Source organism: Pseudoalteromonas sp. AWH4_217 (genome assembly GCF_056161105.1).
Genome location: NZ_JBSWYM010000001.1, coordinates 260,363 through 276,189 on the forward strand (window position 1 = coordinate 260,363; position 15,827 = coordinate 276,189).

Here is a 15,827-nt window from a genome sequence, read left to right on the forward strand (position 1 = left end):
ATCAACCAAGCTTCCTTAGCAAATAGGCCTTTTCGGGAGAGCTTCCCAAATTCTCTCGAATCCATTCAAGCGCTTGAGCATCTCCTTGCTCCAATTGCCTTCGAATCTCATCTACTACTGTTTGTGAAATTAATGAACGTAAACCAAAGAACTGCTTAATTAGTACATCAAAAGAGGCGCCATAAGTTTGCTCACGCGACGGTTTCATATGAACTTTAAATTGCTCATCACGCTCAAAGAAATAAACATTTTCCTGCTTTAAGGATGAAACCATAAAAGGTGAATGAGATGTCATTAGAAGTTTAGTTCTGCTGATGTCTCCCCCTAAACACTGTTTTATGTGTTTGTGGAAGTACGTTCGCCAAGCAGGGTTATAGTGAGTTTCGGGTTCATCAAAAAGAAAAAGCGCCTGCCTCTGATTACTTGGATCTTGGCTAAATACCTTTAAACACGCTAGTGTTTGGAGTAATTGTGCCTCGCCATCTGATAAGTCATCATAGTTAGCAAACTCGCCTTCGTCATCAGCCAATTCCATCAACCGGATAGTGAGTGGCAATTTGCTTTTTAATGGCTTCTTAACGGTTCCAAGGAAGTCGTCTCTTCTTAGCGCAGTCCTGTCTACACCACGCCAGTTTTTGGCTCCAAGTTGTTGTAACTTATATAAACGAGCAAAGAAAATTACAGGATCGCTGTAGTTCTCTTCTCTGAGCCGTGACAAGGTTTCAACATCATTAAAATCAAATGCAATTTTTCCATGAAGGTAGTCCAGTTCATAAAGATCGAACTGGGTATCTGTTGTTTGCTTACCAATTCCTTCAAAGTTATCTCTGCCCGCAACCCTTATCAATACTTTAATATCGCGAATAGACTCCTCTTCCCCAAGGTCTCCCCGTAAATCATACTCAATAACCAACCGAGAAGGATGTTTGAATCTCAGTTGATCAAACACATCTTGACGGAAAGCACGATCTAACATGGCTAATGAAGCAACAACTAATCCTGCACTGTCATAATCTAAATATACAAGCTGACTAAGACTAACTGGTCTTTCTCGAAGCGACATAAGGCCATCTTGTTCAAGAGCCTCACCTGTTGGAGCATCAAATATGTGCGGATATCGGGTTAAATATTTTTCATTCACCTCAACCATTTGAGTATCATTCAGCTCACCAGATAGTTCTTTTCGCCATTTCAGCTTCGTATTCATGACATCAAAGTATTGAACTGCATTTTTTAAAAATGCTCGCTGCAAATTCTCATTCAGACCTGACGAATAACCAACGATATAATCAGGAAGAGTCAGTTCTCCAATACCTATATTTTGCCAAGTCTCATTTGTATCAATATAACATTTAACGTCACCATCAGTTTTGATGTTAACTTTAAACTTTGGATTATGGATTCCTCCAGCAACTGCCATACGACTACCAGCGACCATGTTTGCTGAGCCAGCACTGTGATTAGTCGGACGGCTCAATTGATATACTATAGCCACATCAAAACCTAATGGTTTTCGAATTCTAAACTCGCGACGTTGACAGCGCTCTATAAATGCAAATGATTCGGCAACAAGCTCCAAAAGTTGCGACTTACCACACCCATTTAACCCTATAAATGCGAGTAAAAAACTATTGGATTCAGAGAAGTCGAAAACGCTATCGTGTAACCCCTTATAACTTCCTGTCAGCTCCAAACTAATTAACTTCATACAACTTCCTTATTTCGCTTTTCTCTTCTTTGTAGGCTTTAGCTTTTCTCGCTCGTTTTTGATCTTTTCAAGCAAGGCTTCTGCTGAGTTTTCACCGCTGATTAGTTCAGGGTTTTGCTCGCGCCACTTGGCGGTGAGTTCACCACGGAAAGCTTTGGCTAGGATCGATTGAGTGAGTTTGTTGACGCGCTCTTGAGCGGCGCTGACTTCGGCTTCGACTTTATCGGCATAGGCAAAGAGCTTTTCAACACGACGGACGATTTCGGTTTGTTCTTTAATATCTGTGTATGGCGCAGGTAATTCTTTAATCCTTTTTAATGCTAATTTACCTTGAGCTCCAGATTTGATTTCTAAACGAATTAAATCCTGCAAAGGTTGTGACATCAACCAGTATGCCAAGAACTTGCTTACAATAGGTTTCTTAAAGTCGGTTAACTTCGCTGCATTCTCAGTTAAATTTGCTCCATTACTTTCAGGAGGGATTACTCCTGCGTCTCCTATAGAAGCCCCGACTATTGTTATGTATAAATCGTTTTCACTTACCGTGTATCTACTGATCTGAGCCTGAACTTCTTTAGTTATATATAACTGTTTAGATCTGGCGTCATCTGTTTTGATTACAGTTCCCTGTTTCAATTGGCCGGCTCGGATATAGGGAAATCCTGTATTCTCTTCGATCAATTGTTCTCCTTTGGGTAAGCGTTTTCCACCTTTAACTTCGGCTAGCTTTCCTAAGGTTAACTCCTCCCAATGTATGCCATTTTCTAAGCGCCACTCTTCCGTCAATTTACCGCTGACGGCGGCGGCGAGGACGGATTGTCGGAATCGTTTTAGGGTGTCGGGGACGGCGTCGAGGCGCGCTTTAATGCTGTCGACTTTCGCTAGTAGCTTATCCAGCTTGTCCGCAATCACTTTCTGCTCGGCGAGTGGGGGGAGTGTAAATGGTGCAGCAGAAAATACTTTGTGTCCTATATGTGGCTGCGCTGTTTGTTTATGATTCTCTGCTAGGTAAATTTTAAAAATTGGACCAATAAAAAAATAATATGCAAATTCACGACTAATAGCAGTAGTATCAAAGCCTATTTTAAATAAATTATTACTTAGTACACCGTACCCTCCTGTAAAAATTGCACCTGGAGTGCCGGTATTTGCCATTATTAATTCATTCTTATTTACAATCTTGTTTGGATAAATATCCTCAACATATTTTGGAGAGTTTTCAGATTTAAAGTCACTAATATAAAGATAGCGAATATAGTTAGGTGCTGAAGAAAACAATTGTTTCGATTTTGCTATTTGTACACCTTGCGTTGCTGTAAATATATCGCCAACATTTGTTAGCTTCCAAGCTGTTGGAGCAATTAATTTATCCATCTAAAAATCCTTCAACTCAGCCAGCAGCTCATCCAACTCCGCTAGTGCAGTAGTTAAGCCATCTTTGGCTTCTTGCGCTAACACTTCTGGTGCAGGTAGGTCGGCGGCATCGACACTATCTTTGTCTTTTAACCAACTGATATCGAGAGAGTCACCTTTGGAGTCGCGGATCCAGTCGCGAGTAAAACAGCGCCAACGTGAGTGGGCTAACTCATCGTCTACCCCTTTATTTTCAGCCGCGTTGTCGACTTCTACTTCGCGAGCGTCGAAGCTGTATTCGCCTTCGGTGCGTGGTGATGTGCCGTCAGCGTTGTCGCCGAACACTTTTTCAAAAGGTTTTAGGTGGCTTTCACCAAATGGTGTACGTTTACCAAATGAGGGCATATTGGTTCTTAAGTCATAGACCCAAACATTTTTGGTGCAGCCTTCTTTTTGGCTTTTATCGTCTGCTGCGCCTTTAGTGAAAAACAGCACGTTGGTTTTTACGCCTTGTGCGTAGAAGATACCTGTTGGCAAACGTAAAATGGTATGCAGGTTACACTTGTCCATTAAGTCACGACGGATATCGGTACCCACGCCAGCTTCAAATAACACATTATCCGGTAATACCACCGCGGCACGGCCACCCGGTTGTAAGTTACGGTAAATATGCTGTAGGAACGCTAATTGTTTGTTACTAGTGCGATAGGTTAAATCGTCACGGGTAATAGATGCTTCACCGCCTTTTGAAGTACCAAAGGGTGGGTTTGCTAATATGACATCAGCTTTAGCTAAACTTGAACCCACTTGACCTAAAGCATTACCTAAATGCACCGCGCCTTCGTCGTCGCCTTCAATATTGTGCAGTAAGCAGTTCATAAGCGCTAAACGGCGGGTGTTGGGTACTAGCTCTACCCCCATATAAGCTTTAGTTTTTTGAAATTGCTGCTGTTGCTCGTTTAAATCAAACAAGTCATCGGTTTGTTCTTTGATGTAGTTATCAGCGGCAATCAAGAAACCTGCAGTACCTGCTGCCGGGTCTTGAATAACCTCCCCCGCTTGCGGCTTAATACAACGCACCATAGAGTCGATAAGCGCACGCGGTGTGAAGTATTGCCCTGCGCCCGATTTAGTCTCATTCGCGTTTTTCTCTAGTAAGCCTTCATATAAGTCACCTAGGCCATCTTTTGCTGCACTGAACCAGTCGATTTTATCAATGGCTTCAATAAGCTGTTTTAAATGGCGAGGTTCACGTAAGCGTGTTTGTGCATCGGCATAAATTGCTTGAATAAGCGGATCTTCATGAATAGTCACTTCGATGGTTTGACCTGGATTTTCAGGGTCTGCTTCAGTGCGTTTACCGGTTGATAAAGCAAGTAAGATAGCTTTGTAGTCGTTAAGTAATACAAGTCCGTCTTTACCGCTTAAATCTTGCCAACGGCAACCTTCTGGCAATGGGTGACGGTTTAAAATGCCGGCTTCGTTGTTTTCGTGCACCATTTTAATAAACAGCAGCAATACCAGCTCGGTTACATAGTCTGAATAGTTAATACCGTCATCACGTAATACGTCACACAGGTTCCATAATTTTTGTACGATGTCGTTGTTGGTCATTTTGAGTCCTTTATGTGCCTTACTTTTATACTTAGCTTTCTGCAAGCTTCTCGAATTAGTAAGGCAAGAAATTATTATTGTCTGTTGTCATGAGCGTAATTAGCTTAGGGTGAACAAATAGCTTTTCTTTACCTGCTGTGACTTCGGTTAGTACACCAATATCGCAGAGTTGCTTTAGGTAAACAGAGGCTGTTTGTCGTTTTGCTATGTCGCTTTCCACTAAGTTGTTAATGCGGCAGTAAGGCTGCTCAAAAATCACTTGCACTAACTCATGGCTATAAATTTTGGGTAGCTGTTCTTTTACAAATACGGTTGTGTGTTCAATAAGCTCTCGCACTGCAGCTATTTTATTGGTTGTCCATTTGGCGGTTTGTTCTACTGCATTAAGCATGTAGATAATCCATGGCTGCCAATCACCATCACGGGTTACCGACAAGAGCAGTCGATAGTAGTCTTGCTTGTTTTGTACGATATAGCGACTGAGGTACAAAATAGGCAGCGTTAATAAATTCCGCTCTATCAGATATAAAATGTTAAGTACCCTGCCAGTACGGCCATTACCGTCAATAAATGGATGAATTGCTTCAAACTGATAGTGGGATACTGCCATTTTAATGAGTGGATCAATATCATCTTCTGCGTGAAGGAATTGCTCCCAGTTTGATAGCAGATCTCGCAATACTTGCTCGCCTACTGGTGGCGTATAGATGATTTCACTCGTTGCCTGATTACTCAGCACAGTGCCTGGCACTTTGCGTATTTCCATCTCAACCGACTTAATAGTACTACACACTTCTACTGCAGTATTGGTGTTTAATGGCCTTCTTGAAAGCTGCATAAAGCCTTCATACAAAGCAGTACGATATCGTAGTGCTTCTTTGGTAGCATTATCAGCACTACTGTCTTCTTGCGCATACTGAAATAGTTTATCGGTTGTAGTGACGATGTTTTCTATTTCAGAACTGTCTTTTGCTTCAAGTAATGGAATGAGGTTGATCAGAAGGCCTTGGTTTGGCAGTAGCTCCCCTGCTTGCTTTAGTTCTGCTAACGCAGCCCTAGCTGGTATACATGCCTTAAGTATTTCAATACTTTCCAAGGTATCACCTAACGGCGGTAATGGTGGCATGGTATTAAACGGCTGCTCAGCTTGCCATGTCATGTTTAAAAAACCTTAAAATATCAACATAACGATTAGCTTATGTCGATTGCATCAACATGTAAACACTTTATGTCGAAAAAAGATCGATATTTCGACATGTAATAAACTTATGTCGATACTATCGACATATAAAGAAGTTGTGTCGATATAATCAAAATTTTTCGACACGTAATTAAGTTATGTATAGAAAAAGCCAAAAAAGATACATATGCCTAAATATGCGCAGTTGCCATAACCGTCTTGCTAGCCTTATGCCTGCTCAAGGCAGTTTTACGCCTGCTCAAGGCAGTTTTACGCCTGCTCAGGCCATAATGCGTCGTTTATTTCATTTAATACATCGTCTAACTGGTCATTCAAAACTCTATTAAGCGTTTTAATACCACCATGTGTTGCGAAGCGCTGATTAATAAAGCTCTTATCAACAACCACTTCATGGGTAAGCTGTTTAGCGAGTCGGTCAAGCCATTTACGTTGTGCAGGTGCCCAGTTGTGCAGTTGATACATTTTCTGCATAGCCAGTTGCACACGCTCAGAAAATGGCATTAAGGCTTCACCAATAGCTGCTTGGCGGATGTACCCCACGATAGAAGCCGCAATGTCTTGATTGGTTTTATTCTTCCAAGCAGTTTCTAATGTTTTTTCACCAAAGCCTGCGGCATCGAGCATTAGTCGTACTTCTTTCAGTTGTTCGCGTGTTAAGTCTTTTGGTTTGTTAACCACTGTGGCAAGCGCTACTGACTCATTAATTTGGTGTTTAATGAAGCTTTCAAAGCTACCAAGGTAATCTTCTGGACGCTTATATTTGCCATAACTTTGCTCACGGACCTCTAGTTGATCCTCATGTGTTGAGATAAGAGGGTAACGCTCTGAGCCTAGTAATAGATTGACCGCAGTAAGCTGAGGTAATAAGCCACCGCTATCTTTAATAAACTTTACTGCTTGCTTAGGACCTAGTTCACGCAGGTGCTGTGGAAGTTTATCTGTTTCGGTTCCCCAAAGCTGAGTGAGCTCTTCAAGCTTCTCTTTGATGTCTTGTCGAGACTCCGCTTTTTTCTTTGCCTTACGCAATATACGCATGACCTTTTGGCTAAGCTGATCAAGCAAGTCATCTGCATGGGATGTATCTGCTGCTTCACCTTTTGTATCGAGGGCTTTTTCTAAACGCTTCTCATCGGTGAGCTCATCCACTAGCTGTTCTATGGTGATGTTTGGGTTTTTCACTAAAGGCTTCATGGTAGAAACATCTTCAAGTGCAGCGTATATATCAACTGGATCGTAAATACGGAAAACCGTTTTACCAATGTCATCACAACGACGTGTTGCGCGCCCTATCATTTGCTCATATAAAATGCGCGAACGCACTCGACGCATAAACACCAAATTACAAATTTTTGGTACATCGATACCTGTTGTTAGTAAATCGACAGTAATGGCAATGTTCGGATAGTCTTCGTTTTTAAAACGGCTAATGGCCTTTTCAACTTTGTCGGTTTGACCTGTAATTTTTAATACTGCAGCTTGATTGTAATCGCCGTTATAAATCTCTTTGAAGGATTCGTCGAGTAAGCGTTTAACCATGTCAGCGTGCATATCGGTTGCGCAAAAGATCATGGTTTTCTCTTCACCAAATGGGTCAAGTTCTTTAACCAACTCTTCGCAGATCACACGATTAAAGTTTTCGTTAATCACGCGCTTATTAAATGCTTCTACCGCAAAGTTAACTTCATCTTCCAGTTCGGCCGACTCTACTTCACCTGTTCCTGTGTTGATGGCACTGACTTTTTCACCCTTCTCAAATTTAATACCCGCTTTTGATAGCTTAGTTTGGTATCGAATAGGCGGTTCATGGTCAATTAACCAGTCTTCAGCAACGGCTTCACGATATGAGTAGGTGTATACGGGTTTGCCAAATATTTCAGTTGTATGTTTCGCTGGCGTAGCTGTTAAACCAATACGCACCGCATCGAAATAATCGAGCACACGACGATAGCTAGACAGGTACTGAGAAGCATCTCTTGTTTCAAGCTCTCCTTCAGTCATTTCTTGGTCAAGCGTATAACCCCTGTGCGCTTCATCAACAATAATACAATCGAATTCGTCAACAGGCGGTGGCGAGTCTGACATAAATAAGCGTTTAACCATTGCCTGAACGGTTGCCACTTGAATACGTGTTTCTGCTTCAGCCGCCATATCGCCAAGCTCAGCAATGTTATAAATTTTAGAAAGCGGTTTACTTTCTTCGAGTGGCGCTTCATTAAAGCTATCTAGTGCTTGAGTCCCAAGAGACGTTCTGTCGACTAAAAACAATATCCGTTTAAAGCGCTCAGCTTTTAAAAATCGATACATCAAGCCAATAATCGTTCGGGTTTTACCTGTGCCTGTTGCCATGGCTAACAAACATTGCTGGGCATCTTGCGCTAACGCTGTTTCAACGCCTTTAATTGCCTTTTCTTGATAGTCGCGCAGCTTAAGGTAGCCGAAACCTTCGTTCTTTAGTGTTTGCTCTGCAGCTTGTTTACTGCGAGTTAATTTATCTTCAAGGCCTATTGGGCTGTGAAAATTAGCTAGCGACCTTGCAATGTTACTGTGGTCACGCACATCGCGGAACCAAATCCCTGATTGTTCCGCTAGCTGTTTTACAAACGGACGTCCATTAGATGAATACACAAATGGCACATGGTAGTGGCCTTGTTCTCCCTCTGGCCATGCAATGGTTCTGCCCTCAAGCTCCCAAGCTGGTATTAAAGGAGGCGTATTTTTAAATCCTTTGGAATAGCGTTCAGCTTGACCTATTTTACCGGCGACATTGGTGTTTTCTTTTTTAGCTTCTACCACTGCTATCGGTGTTAACCCTTTAAACAGAACATAATCGGCATAGCCTTTTTTACCCTCATACTCCGTTGGCCACTCGGCAATCGCCATGTTTTTGCCTTTTTCAGGCATAGTTTTGTTCTTTTTAAAGTTTAAGTTTTCAGTATCTGTCTCCCAACCAGCTTCAATTAAGTGCTGATCGATAACAATACGAGTAACCTCTTCATTGAGGTATAGCACCTTAGTGGCTTCTCTAAGCTGCTTGGCATAAATCTTTTGCTTTTGTTTGGTTGCTTGTTTTTCTTCGTCGCTTTGCTGCTGCTCTTGTTTTTGCGTCGTTGCTAATTTTTCGTTGAATTCAGCACGCTGCTTTTCTAACTCTTTATCTTGTGACTCGAACAATGATTTATATTGGCGAGCCTCTTTGTCCATTTGCTCAGCTAATACGGCGTACTCTTCTTTTTCTTGCTGTAAGAGCTGAGTGAGCTGTTGATTTGACTCAAGCTGTTGGTGAGTATTTGTCAGTTCAGACTGTAGCTTTAAAATTTGTTTTTGCAGTGCTCTATGGTGTTCACTTGGGTCTTCTGGCGGCACAAATGGACCTGGCTTAAAATTGGCTGGGCATTTATCTGACGACTTATGAAACCAAATTGCCAGTTGGCGAGCAACACGTAACCCGTCCATGGCTTCTTTATGTTTTGTCTTAAACCGATGAGTTGCTTTATTGCCTTCAATACGAAGGTGGTGAAAGACATCTTTAATAAGCGGATCTAAATTTAAGTCACGATGAATTCTAAAGAGTAAATCTTTTTGGCTAGTCTGTTCATCAAAAAAAATCCCTGCACCAGTCGCAATTTCCTGTGCAATTGCTTCGCCAAACTGTCGCAATTTTATCAATGTAGTATTTGGGTCTGTCGCAAAAACGGCTTCTGCGTTATGCGCTAATTGATAAAAAATAGGGTCATGACTTTCTAAAAAACTGAAATTACTCGCCACTGATATCGTTCCTTCGAGCCGTTATTTTTTGTCTTATTGTTGCCTAGAATAACGGATTTTGTTCAACTTTCACAGAGGGTTAGTCAAAGTCTTGGCAAGACGATATAACCGTTTCTCTGCAATACCTTGCAGAATTCTATTTAAAGTGAAATTTGAATTATCATTCTGATCAGAAGATAGCTTACAGCTCGCTTGTTTATAGTTCTGCAATGACTCGCAGAACTATTGTCATTTAAGCTAGCGTCATGACCTCATGCTCTGATGTTAAAACACTCTCTATCTAGCTCTTTTCCTGCAATATCTTGCAGAAACTCTTATCCCTATGAAATTGGCGGCTATTGCAGGATGATCGTTTTCCTGCGAGGAATAATATGCAGAGTTAAAGCAGTTCACCGCATAGTTTTACTATGGCATCAAATACCAGTTCGGCGGCTGCTCTTTGGTAGCTATAAGACTGAAAAAGGTCTGAAAGCTAGAGAGGTTCGTATTAAGCGCTTAAGAGCTAAAGAGCTAAATACGGAAATACATTGAAAAACGTATCCGAAAATTGCCGTAAGCAGGCAATCATATGGAATACACAAAAAATACCCCGTTCAGCCTAATCAAGACTGAGTAATAATCGACTTAACACTTAAATTTATGAATGGAAAAAAGAAGAAGGACCAATTGAGCTAATTCAGAACGAATTGAATTGGGATATTTTGGACCCCAAATAGGACCCGAGAATTTATGAGACACCTTCAAAGCCTTACCTACCAAGGGTTTCAGTCTGCTCTGTGTAAGTCCAACATAGGTGCAACGGAAAAGCGGCGAAACGCTGTATCGCTTGTATTTACTGGGCTTGAGCCTGAATTGTCTGAGTTTGTCATACTACCTCTGAAACACTCTGATCACGGTTCAAAACCGCCACCAGCGTCAATAAACGAACCACATTCCAGCCTATGTTCTGCAAATTAGGCGCCGCTTGTGGTCATCACAATAGATAAGGGGAAGAATTATACACGCTGTTGTGGTTAGTTTCATCCAGCGCAGATAGGTTGAGGAGTCGGCGACCATAGTGAGCCGCCTGTTGAAGGGTTAACCTTCATACCCGTTCGGGTTTTGGCTTTGCCAACGCCAGGTGTCCTGCATCATTTCATCAATGCCACGTTCAGCGCGCCAACCCAGCTCATTCAGGGCTTTTTCAGGCGCAGCATAACAAGCCGCAATATCGCCGTCGCGGCGTGGTTTAATTTCGTAGTTGATGGATTTTCCCGCCGCCTTTTCAAAGGCTTTCACCATATCCAGTACCGAATAACCATTGCCTGTCCCCAGGTTATAGATATGGCTACCAGCCTGCTCAGCAATCTTATCTAAGGCTTTAAGATGACCAATGGCCAAGTCAACCACATGGATATAGTCTCTTACGCCAGTGCCGTCATGGGTATCGTAATCGTCTCCGAATACGCCCAACTGTGCCAATTTGCCCACCGCAACCTGGGCAATGTAAGGTAATAAGTTGTTGGGTATGCCATTGGGATCTTCACCAATCTGACCCGAAACGTGCGCGCCAACCGGATTAAAATAGCGCAAAATGGCAAACGCCCAGCGCTCATCAGACTTGGCTAAGTCCTGCAGGATCATCTCCACCATCAGCTTTGACGTACCATAAGGGTTGGTTGTGCCGCCAACAGGAAACGTTTCACGAATGGGCAAACTGGCCGGATCGCCGTACACAGTGGCAGACGAGCTAAACACCAGCTGGAATACCCCAGCGTCGCGCATCGCGTCTAGTAAGGTAAGCGTGCCCTGAACATTATTTTGATAGTACTCAACTGGTTTTTGTACTGATTCGCCCACCGCTTTCAAGCCGGCAAAGTGAATAACCTGACTGATCTGGTGCTGAGCAAACACCTTGTCCAGAAAGGCTTTATCGCAGATATCACCGCGATAAAAGGTTGCATCGCGCCCGGTTAAGGCCTGGACACGCTGCAATGACTGCTGTGATGCATTACTCAAGTTGTCAACAATGACGACGTCCTTTCCTTCAGAAAGTAACTCCAAAACGGTATGTGAGCCAATATATCCGGCGCCACCGGTAACTAAGACGGTCATATTTCTTTTCCTGAATCCATAATAATGCTCATTGTAATTGATCATGTCCTATGTGTCAGTGGTTGGCCAGCAAAGTGCTACTTCGTCTTTGCCGGGTCACACACAAACACCAATCGCTTTCCTTGCTTACTCAAACGCGAGATTGTGCCGGGACAATATGCTGACAAATTACGCCACAGAGTGACCTGTTCCGGCTTGTCTAAATGACGTGTATAAATTCGACCTGCAATGGCATAAGCCACCGTATTGTCATCAAACCAGGTGTAGTACTGCACCTGTGCAGGTAATGCAAAGTGCCCGGTGATGATCTGGGTTGGCGCATCAAAGCTCGCGAACCATTGCTGTCCCTGCTCGGTATAGGTAAAACTGTAGATTTTGCGCGCGGCGTTATAAGCCAGAGTACGGCCAATATCACTGGCCAGGACTTTCGGCAGGTGTCCGTTTAAATCGGTAAACTGCAACGTGTGCGGCTCACCAACAATAAACATCACCAGCTGATCATTCTCCCCCCAGGCGTGATACCCCACGGGGGAGATATGGGTAAACAGCCGCTGAGGCGACTGCTCCTTTGAAAATGGATAATACCAGAGCTTCTGTGAGCCATCGGCTTCAACCACCACAGCTGAGAGCCCATCACCATGAGGGTATAACGTCGGAGAATATTCAGATACCGGAGTGTTAGTCAGATTGCGAGCGTTCTGTGTCGTAAAATCGTAGAAAAACAGATCGGTCTGTGCGCCATCCTCACTGGATACTTCCTGAGTGAAGTAGACACCATTGTCGACAACCAGAGGTTGATTGTGATAACCATCTGCCGTGCTGATTGGCGTTACTGACAGTGCCTCGCCTTGCTCTTCTACCAGCCAGAGTTGCGATACTGGCATTGCACTTAACGCCTGAGTTACGCCCAGCAGCAACCAGGTTGCGATAATCTTTTTCAACAATGTCATTGTGTTATATCCCTTGCTTTTTTCGCTATCATACCGAGCGACAGCAGGAACTCAATCTCTGGCGCTCAAGTCACCGCGAAATGCCTTGCGAATTTTCCCTTATCGAGTAACATCGAATGGTGTTAATCGGAAGTTACGCTCAGTCCAGCTGGGCCAGGTAAGGGGACAAAATGTCTGCAAAGCATCCAATCATTGCGATCACGGGGAGTTCTGGTGCCGGTACAACCACCACGACAGCTGCGATAAAGCATATTTTTCGCAGCCTGGACGCCAAAGCCGAAATCGTAGAAGGTGATAGCTTTCATCGTTACACCCGCCCGGAAATGGACAAGCTAAAACGAGAGGCCCTGCAAGAAGGTAAACATCTGAGTTACTTTGGTCAGGAAGCCAATGATTTTGCAGCCCTGGAAGAGCTGTTTGCCACTTATGGTCAGACTGGCACCGGGCAAGTCAGGCGCTATTTGCATACCTTTGACGACGCTGTACCCTATAACCAACTACCCGGTACTTTCACCCCGTATCAGGAGCTGGATAGCAACAGTGATATGCTGTTTTATGAAGGTCTGCACGGTGGCATTGTTACCGAAGAGCACGATGTCGCCCACCATGTTGATTTACTGATAGGCATGGTGCCCATTATTAATCTGGAATGGATCCAGAAACTGATCCGGGACACCCATGAGCGAGGCCACTCACGAGAAGCGGTAATGACTTCCATTGTGCGCAGTATGGATGATTACATTAACCACATCACGCCGCAGTTTTCGCGTACCCATATCAACTTTCAGCGCGTTCCCACGGTAGACACTTCCAATCCTTTTAGCGCCAAAGACATCCCATCGCTGGATGAGAGCTTTGTGGTAATTCGCTTTCGGGATATCAAAGACGTTGATTTTCCCTATTATCTGCAGATGATCCAGGGCAGCTTTATGTCCCGAGTGAACACTTTGGTCGTGCCAGGTGGTAAAATGGGTCTGGCCATGGAGTTGGTATTAACACCACTTATCAAAGACTTGCTCACCAAAAAACGGGCGCTTGAGCAAATCGTTCCGCTCGACTTACCAGTTTAACGCCCGGTTACACTTCACCGCTTGCAGCCGTGCTATCACAGCCGTTACACTAGCGATTTTTCAGGGCATCGCAAATGGCAGTTATTAAGGTACTCGTCGGGTCAAAGAACCCGGTTAAGATCAATGCCGCACGGCAGATATTTACGCAGTATTACCCGGATCACGATATCCAGTGTGAAGGCTTGCATGCTCCAAGTGGGGTCGCTGATCAACCATTGGGAGAGCCGGACACTCTGTTAGGTGCACAAAATCGCGTGCATCACTTAGTTGACCACCACACAGCCGATTATTACTGCGCTATGGAGGGCGGTGCCCACCAGTTTGCTTACGGCCCCGCTACCTTTGCTTTTGTGGTGATATCTGACGGACTAAAGGAAAGTGTAGGTCGCAGCGCCAATCTGCCACTGCCGCAACGCATTTATGATGCATTGCTTGGCGGTGAAGAATTGGGCCATGTTATGGACCGTATGTTCGATACCGACAATATTAAACAAAAAGGTGGGGCAATTGGGTTACTGACCAATCACCTGGCGACCCGCGAAAGTGCTTATACCCAGGCCCTGCTGCTGGCTATGGCCCCCTTTAATCATGCCGAGCTGTATTCATGAAATATACCCATATTCTTTTCGATGCCGATGAGACCCTGTTCAGCTTCAATGCCTTTTTAGGTCTGAAAACCCTGTTTGCCCGCTACGGCGTGGACTTTAGTGAAGCCGATAATGAAGAATATCAGCGCATCAACAAACCGCTGTGGGTGCAATATCAGAACGGCGAAATCACAGCAAAGACACTACAAGTGACACGATTTAAATTCTGGTCCGAACGCCTGAATGTGCCAGCTGAGAACCTCAATCTGGGCTTTCTGGAAGCCATGGCTGAGCTGTGTAAGCCGCTGCCAGGGGCAGCTGAATTACTGCATGCCCTGCAAGGCAAAGCCACCCTGGCTATCATCACCAATGGCTTTACAGCCCTACAGGAAAAACGCCTGGCACATACTGGATTTAAAGATTATTTTCATAGCATTGTCATCTCTGAGCTGGTAGGCGTGGCGAAACCCGACTCAAGAGTGTTTGAGCATGCCCTGTCACTACTGGGCAATCCGGATAAGTCACAGGTACTCATGGTTGGCGACACCCCCGCCAGTGACGTGCTGGGTGCCAACCGTTTTGGTATCGACAGCTGCTGGCTACGCCACCCTGGTGCCACTTGCCCGGCAGAGATCAGTCCGACCTACACGGTCGATACCCTGTCTCAGTTACAGACGCTGCTGCTGGATTCAGAAACAAAAAAGGCAAGCTAAGCTTGCCTTTCTCATGCGCCAGACCATGGGGCTACTGAGCATTTCGCTGACGCAGCACCTCAAACAGGCAAATGCCAGTGGCCACCGACACGTTCAGGCTGGACACTGTGCCTACCATAGGTATTTTCACTAAAACATCGCAATGTTCGCGAGTTAGCCGGCGCATACCATCACCTTCAGCTCCCATCACCACTGCAATAGGCCCTGTGAGACTGGCATCAAATAGTTCAGTCTCTGTTTCACCTGCGGTACCAACGACCCAGACACCCGCTTCTTTGATGTCTCTGAGGGTACGTGCCAGGTTGGTTACCTGAATAAGCGGTACTGTTTCTGCTGCTCCGCACGCCACCTTTCGGGCCGTGCCGTTTAGTTTTGCAGATTTATCTTTTGGCACGATTAACGCGTGTGCACCCGCGGCATCGGCACTACGTAAACAGGCCCCCAGGTTGTGCGGATCGGTAACGCCATCCAGTACTAAAAAGAACGGCGCAGACTCTCTGGCTAAGATCTCATCCAGATCGCGCTCATTGAGTATTCTGGCGGCTTTCACATTGGCAATGATCCCCTGATGTTGCTCACCATTGGCTTTGTTATCCAGCGCCTTACGTTGCATAAACTGGACTGAAATACCGAACTTGCGCGCTTCATTGACTACCGCATTAAGGCGTTTGTCGTCCCGCCCTTTTAACGCATAGATCTCTAAAAAACGCTCTGGGGTGGTAGATAAAATGGCTTCAATGGAATGGAAACCATAGATTAATTCATTACTCAA

Annotated in this window: 11 protein-coding genes; 3 read left to right on the forward strand and 8 right to left on the reverse strand. The window is 44.4% G+C overall.

Going from position 1 to position 15,827, the window contains the following annotated elements; all coding sequences use genetic code 11:
- Window position 1: 1 nt before the first annotated feature.
- From ACXAH1_RS01140 to ACXAH1_RS01170, 7 genes are all read right to left on the reverse strand, one after another.
- Window positions 2-1,708, reverse strand: coding sequence for an AAA family ATPase (locus ACXAH1_RS01140; protein WP_475193106.1), 1,707 nt, complete (start codon window positions 1,706-1,708; stop codon window positions 2-4).
- A gap of 9 nt (window positions 1,709-1,717) precedes the next feature.
- On the reverse strand, window positions 1,718-3,082 hold the full coding sequence (locus ACXAH1_RS01145) for a restriction endonuclease subunit S (protein WP_475193107.1): 1,365 nt from the start codon (window positions 3,080-3,082) through the stop codon (window positions 1,718-1,720).
- The gene (locus ACXAH1_RS01150; protein ID WP_475193108.1) at window positions 3,083-4,675 is read right to left on the reverse strand and encodes a class I SAM-dependent DNA methyltransferase; all 1,593 of its coding nucleotides are present in this window, start codon (window positions 4,673-4,675) and stop codon (window positions 3,083-3,085) included. It abuts the gene before it with no gap.
- Window positions 4,676-4,730: 55 nt separating this feature from the next.
- Window positions 4,731-5,834, reverse strand: coding sequence for a protein adenylyltransferase Fic (fic, locus tag ACXAH1_RS01155; protein WP_475193111.1), 1,104 nt, complete (start codon window positions 5,832-5,834; stop codon window positions 4,731-4,733).
- Between the two features lie 291 nt (window positions 5,835-6,125).
- Entirely contained in the window at window positions 6,126-9,641 is a 3,516-nt protein-coding gene (gene hsdR, locus ACXAH1_RS01160) for a type I restriction-modification system endonuclease (RefSeq protein ID WP_475193112.1), read from the reverse strand.
- A gap of 1,077 nt (window positions 9,642-10,718) precedes the next feature.
- Window positions 10,719-11,735, reverse strand: coding sequence for a UDP-glucose 4-epimerase GalE (galE, locus tag ACXAH1_RS01165; RefSeq protein WP_475193113.1), 1,017 nt, complete (start codon window positions 11,733-11,735; stop codon window positions 10,719-10,721).
- A gap of 77 nt (window positions 11,736-11,812) precedes the next feature.
- Window positions 11,813-12,685, reverse strand: coding sequence for a TolB-like translocation protein (locus ACXAH1_RS01170; protein ID WP_475193115.1), 873 nt, complete (start codon window positions 12,683-12,685; stop codon window positions 11,813-11,815).
- A gap of 170 nt (window positions 12,686-12,855) precedes the next feature.
- Here ACXAH1_RS01170 and ACXAH1_RS01175 point away from each other — a divergent pair, with 170 nt between their 5' ends.
- The 3 genes from ACXAH1_RS01175 (at window position 12,856) to yjjG (ending at window position 15,055) form a co-directional block, all read left to right on the forward strand.
- On the forward strand, window positions 12,856-13,755 hold the full coding sequence (locus ACXAH1_RS01175; protein ID WP_138550802.1) for a phosphoribulokinase: 900 nt from the start codon (window positions 12,856-12,858) through the stop codon (window positions 13,753-13,755).
- A 74-nt stretch (window positions 13,756-13,829) separates the two neighbouring features.
- Window positions 13,830-14,363: an inosine/xanthosine triphosphatase gene (gene yjjX / locus ACXAH1_RS01180; RefSeq protein WP_475193117.1), complete on the forward strand. Its 534-nt coding sequence runs from the start codon at window positions 13,830-13,832 to the stop codon at window positions 14,361-14,363.
- On the forward strand, window positions 14,360-15,055 hold the full coding sequence (yjjG, locus tag ACXAH1_RS01185) for a pyrimidine 5'-nucleotidase (protein ID WP_475193119.1): 696 nt from the start codon (window positions 14,360-14,362) through the stop codon (window positions 15,053-15,055). Before yjjX ends, yjjG begins: the two co-directional genes overlap by 4 nt.
- A 31-nt stretch (window positions 15,056-15,086) precedes the next feature.
- Here the strand turns inward: yjjG and rlmB are convergent, their stop codons facing one another.
- The gene (gene rlmB, locus ACXAH1_RS01190) at window positions 15,087-15,827 is read right to left on the reverse strand and encodes a 23S rRNA (guanosine(2251)-2'-O)-methyltransferase RlmB (protein WP_138550805.1); all 741 of its coding nucleotides are present in this window, start codon (window positions 15,825-15,827) and stop codon (window positions 15,087-15,089) included.

Coding starts and splice junctions, on each gene's coding strand:
- ACXAH1_RS01140 (WP_475193106.1), bottom strand. CDS start 1,708: ATGAAGTTAATTAGTTTGGAGCTGACAGGAAGTTATAAGGGGTTACAC.
- ACXAH1_RS01145 (WP_475193107.1), bottom strand. CDS start 3,082: ATGGATAAATTAATTGCTCCAACAGCTTGGAAGCTAACAAATGTTGGC.
- ACXAH1_RS01150 (WP_475193108.1), bottom strand. CDS start 4,675: ATGACCAACAACGACATCGTACAAAAATTATGGAACCTGTGTGACGTA.
- fic (WP_475193111.1), bottom strand. CDS start 5,834: ATGACATGGCAAGCTGAGCAGCCGTTTAATACCATGCCACCATTACCG.
- galE (WP_475193113.1), bottom strand. CDS start 11,735: ATGACCGTCTTAGTTACCGGTGGCGCCGGATATATTGGCTCACATACC.
- ACXAH1_RS01170 (WP_475193115.1), bottom strand. CDS start 12,685: ATGACATTGTTGAAAAAGATTATCGCAACCTGGTTGCTGCTGGGCGTA.
- ACXAH1_RS01175 (WP_138550802.1), top strand. CDS start 12,856: ATGTCTGCAAAGCATCCAATCATTGCGATCACGGGGAGTTCTGGTGCC.
- yjjX (WP_475193117.1), top strand. CDS start 13,830: ATGGCAGTTATTAAGGTACTCGTCGGGTCAAAGAACCCGGTTAAGATC.
- yjjG (WP_475193119.1), top strand. CDS start 14,360: ATGAAATATACCCATATTCTTTTCGATGCCGATGAGACCCTGTTCAGC.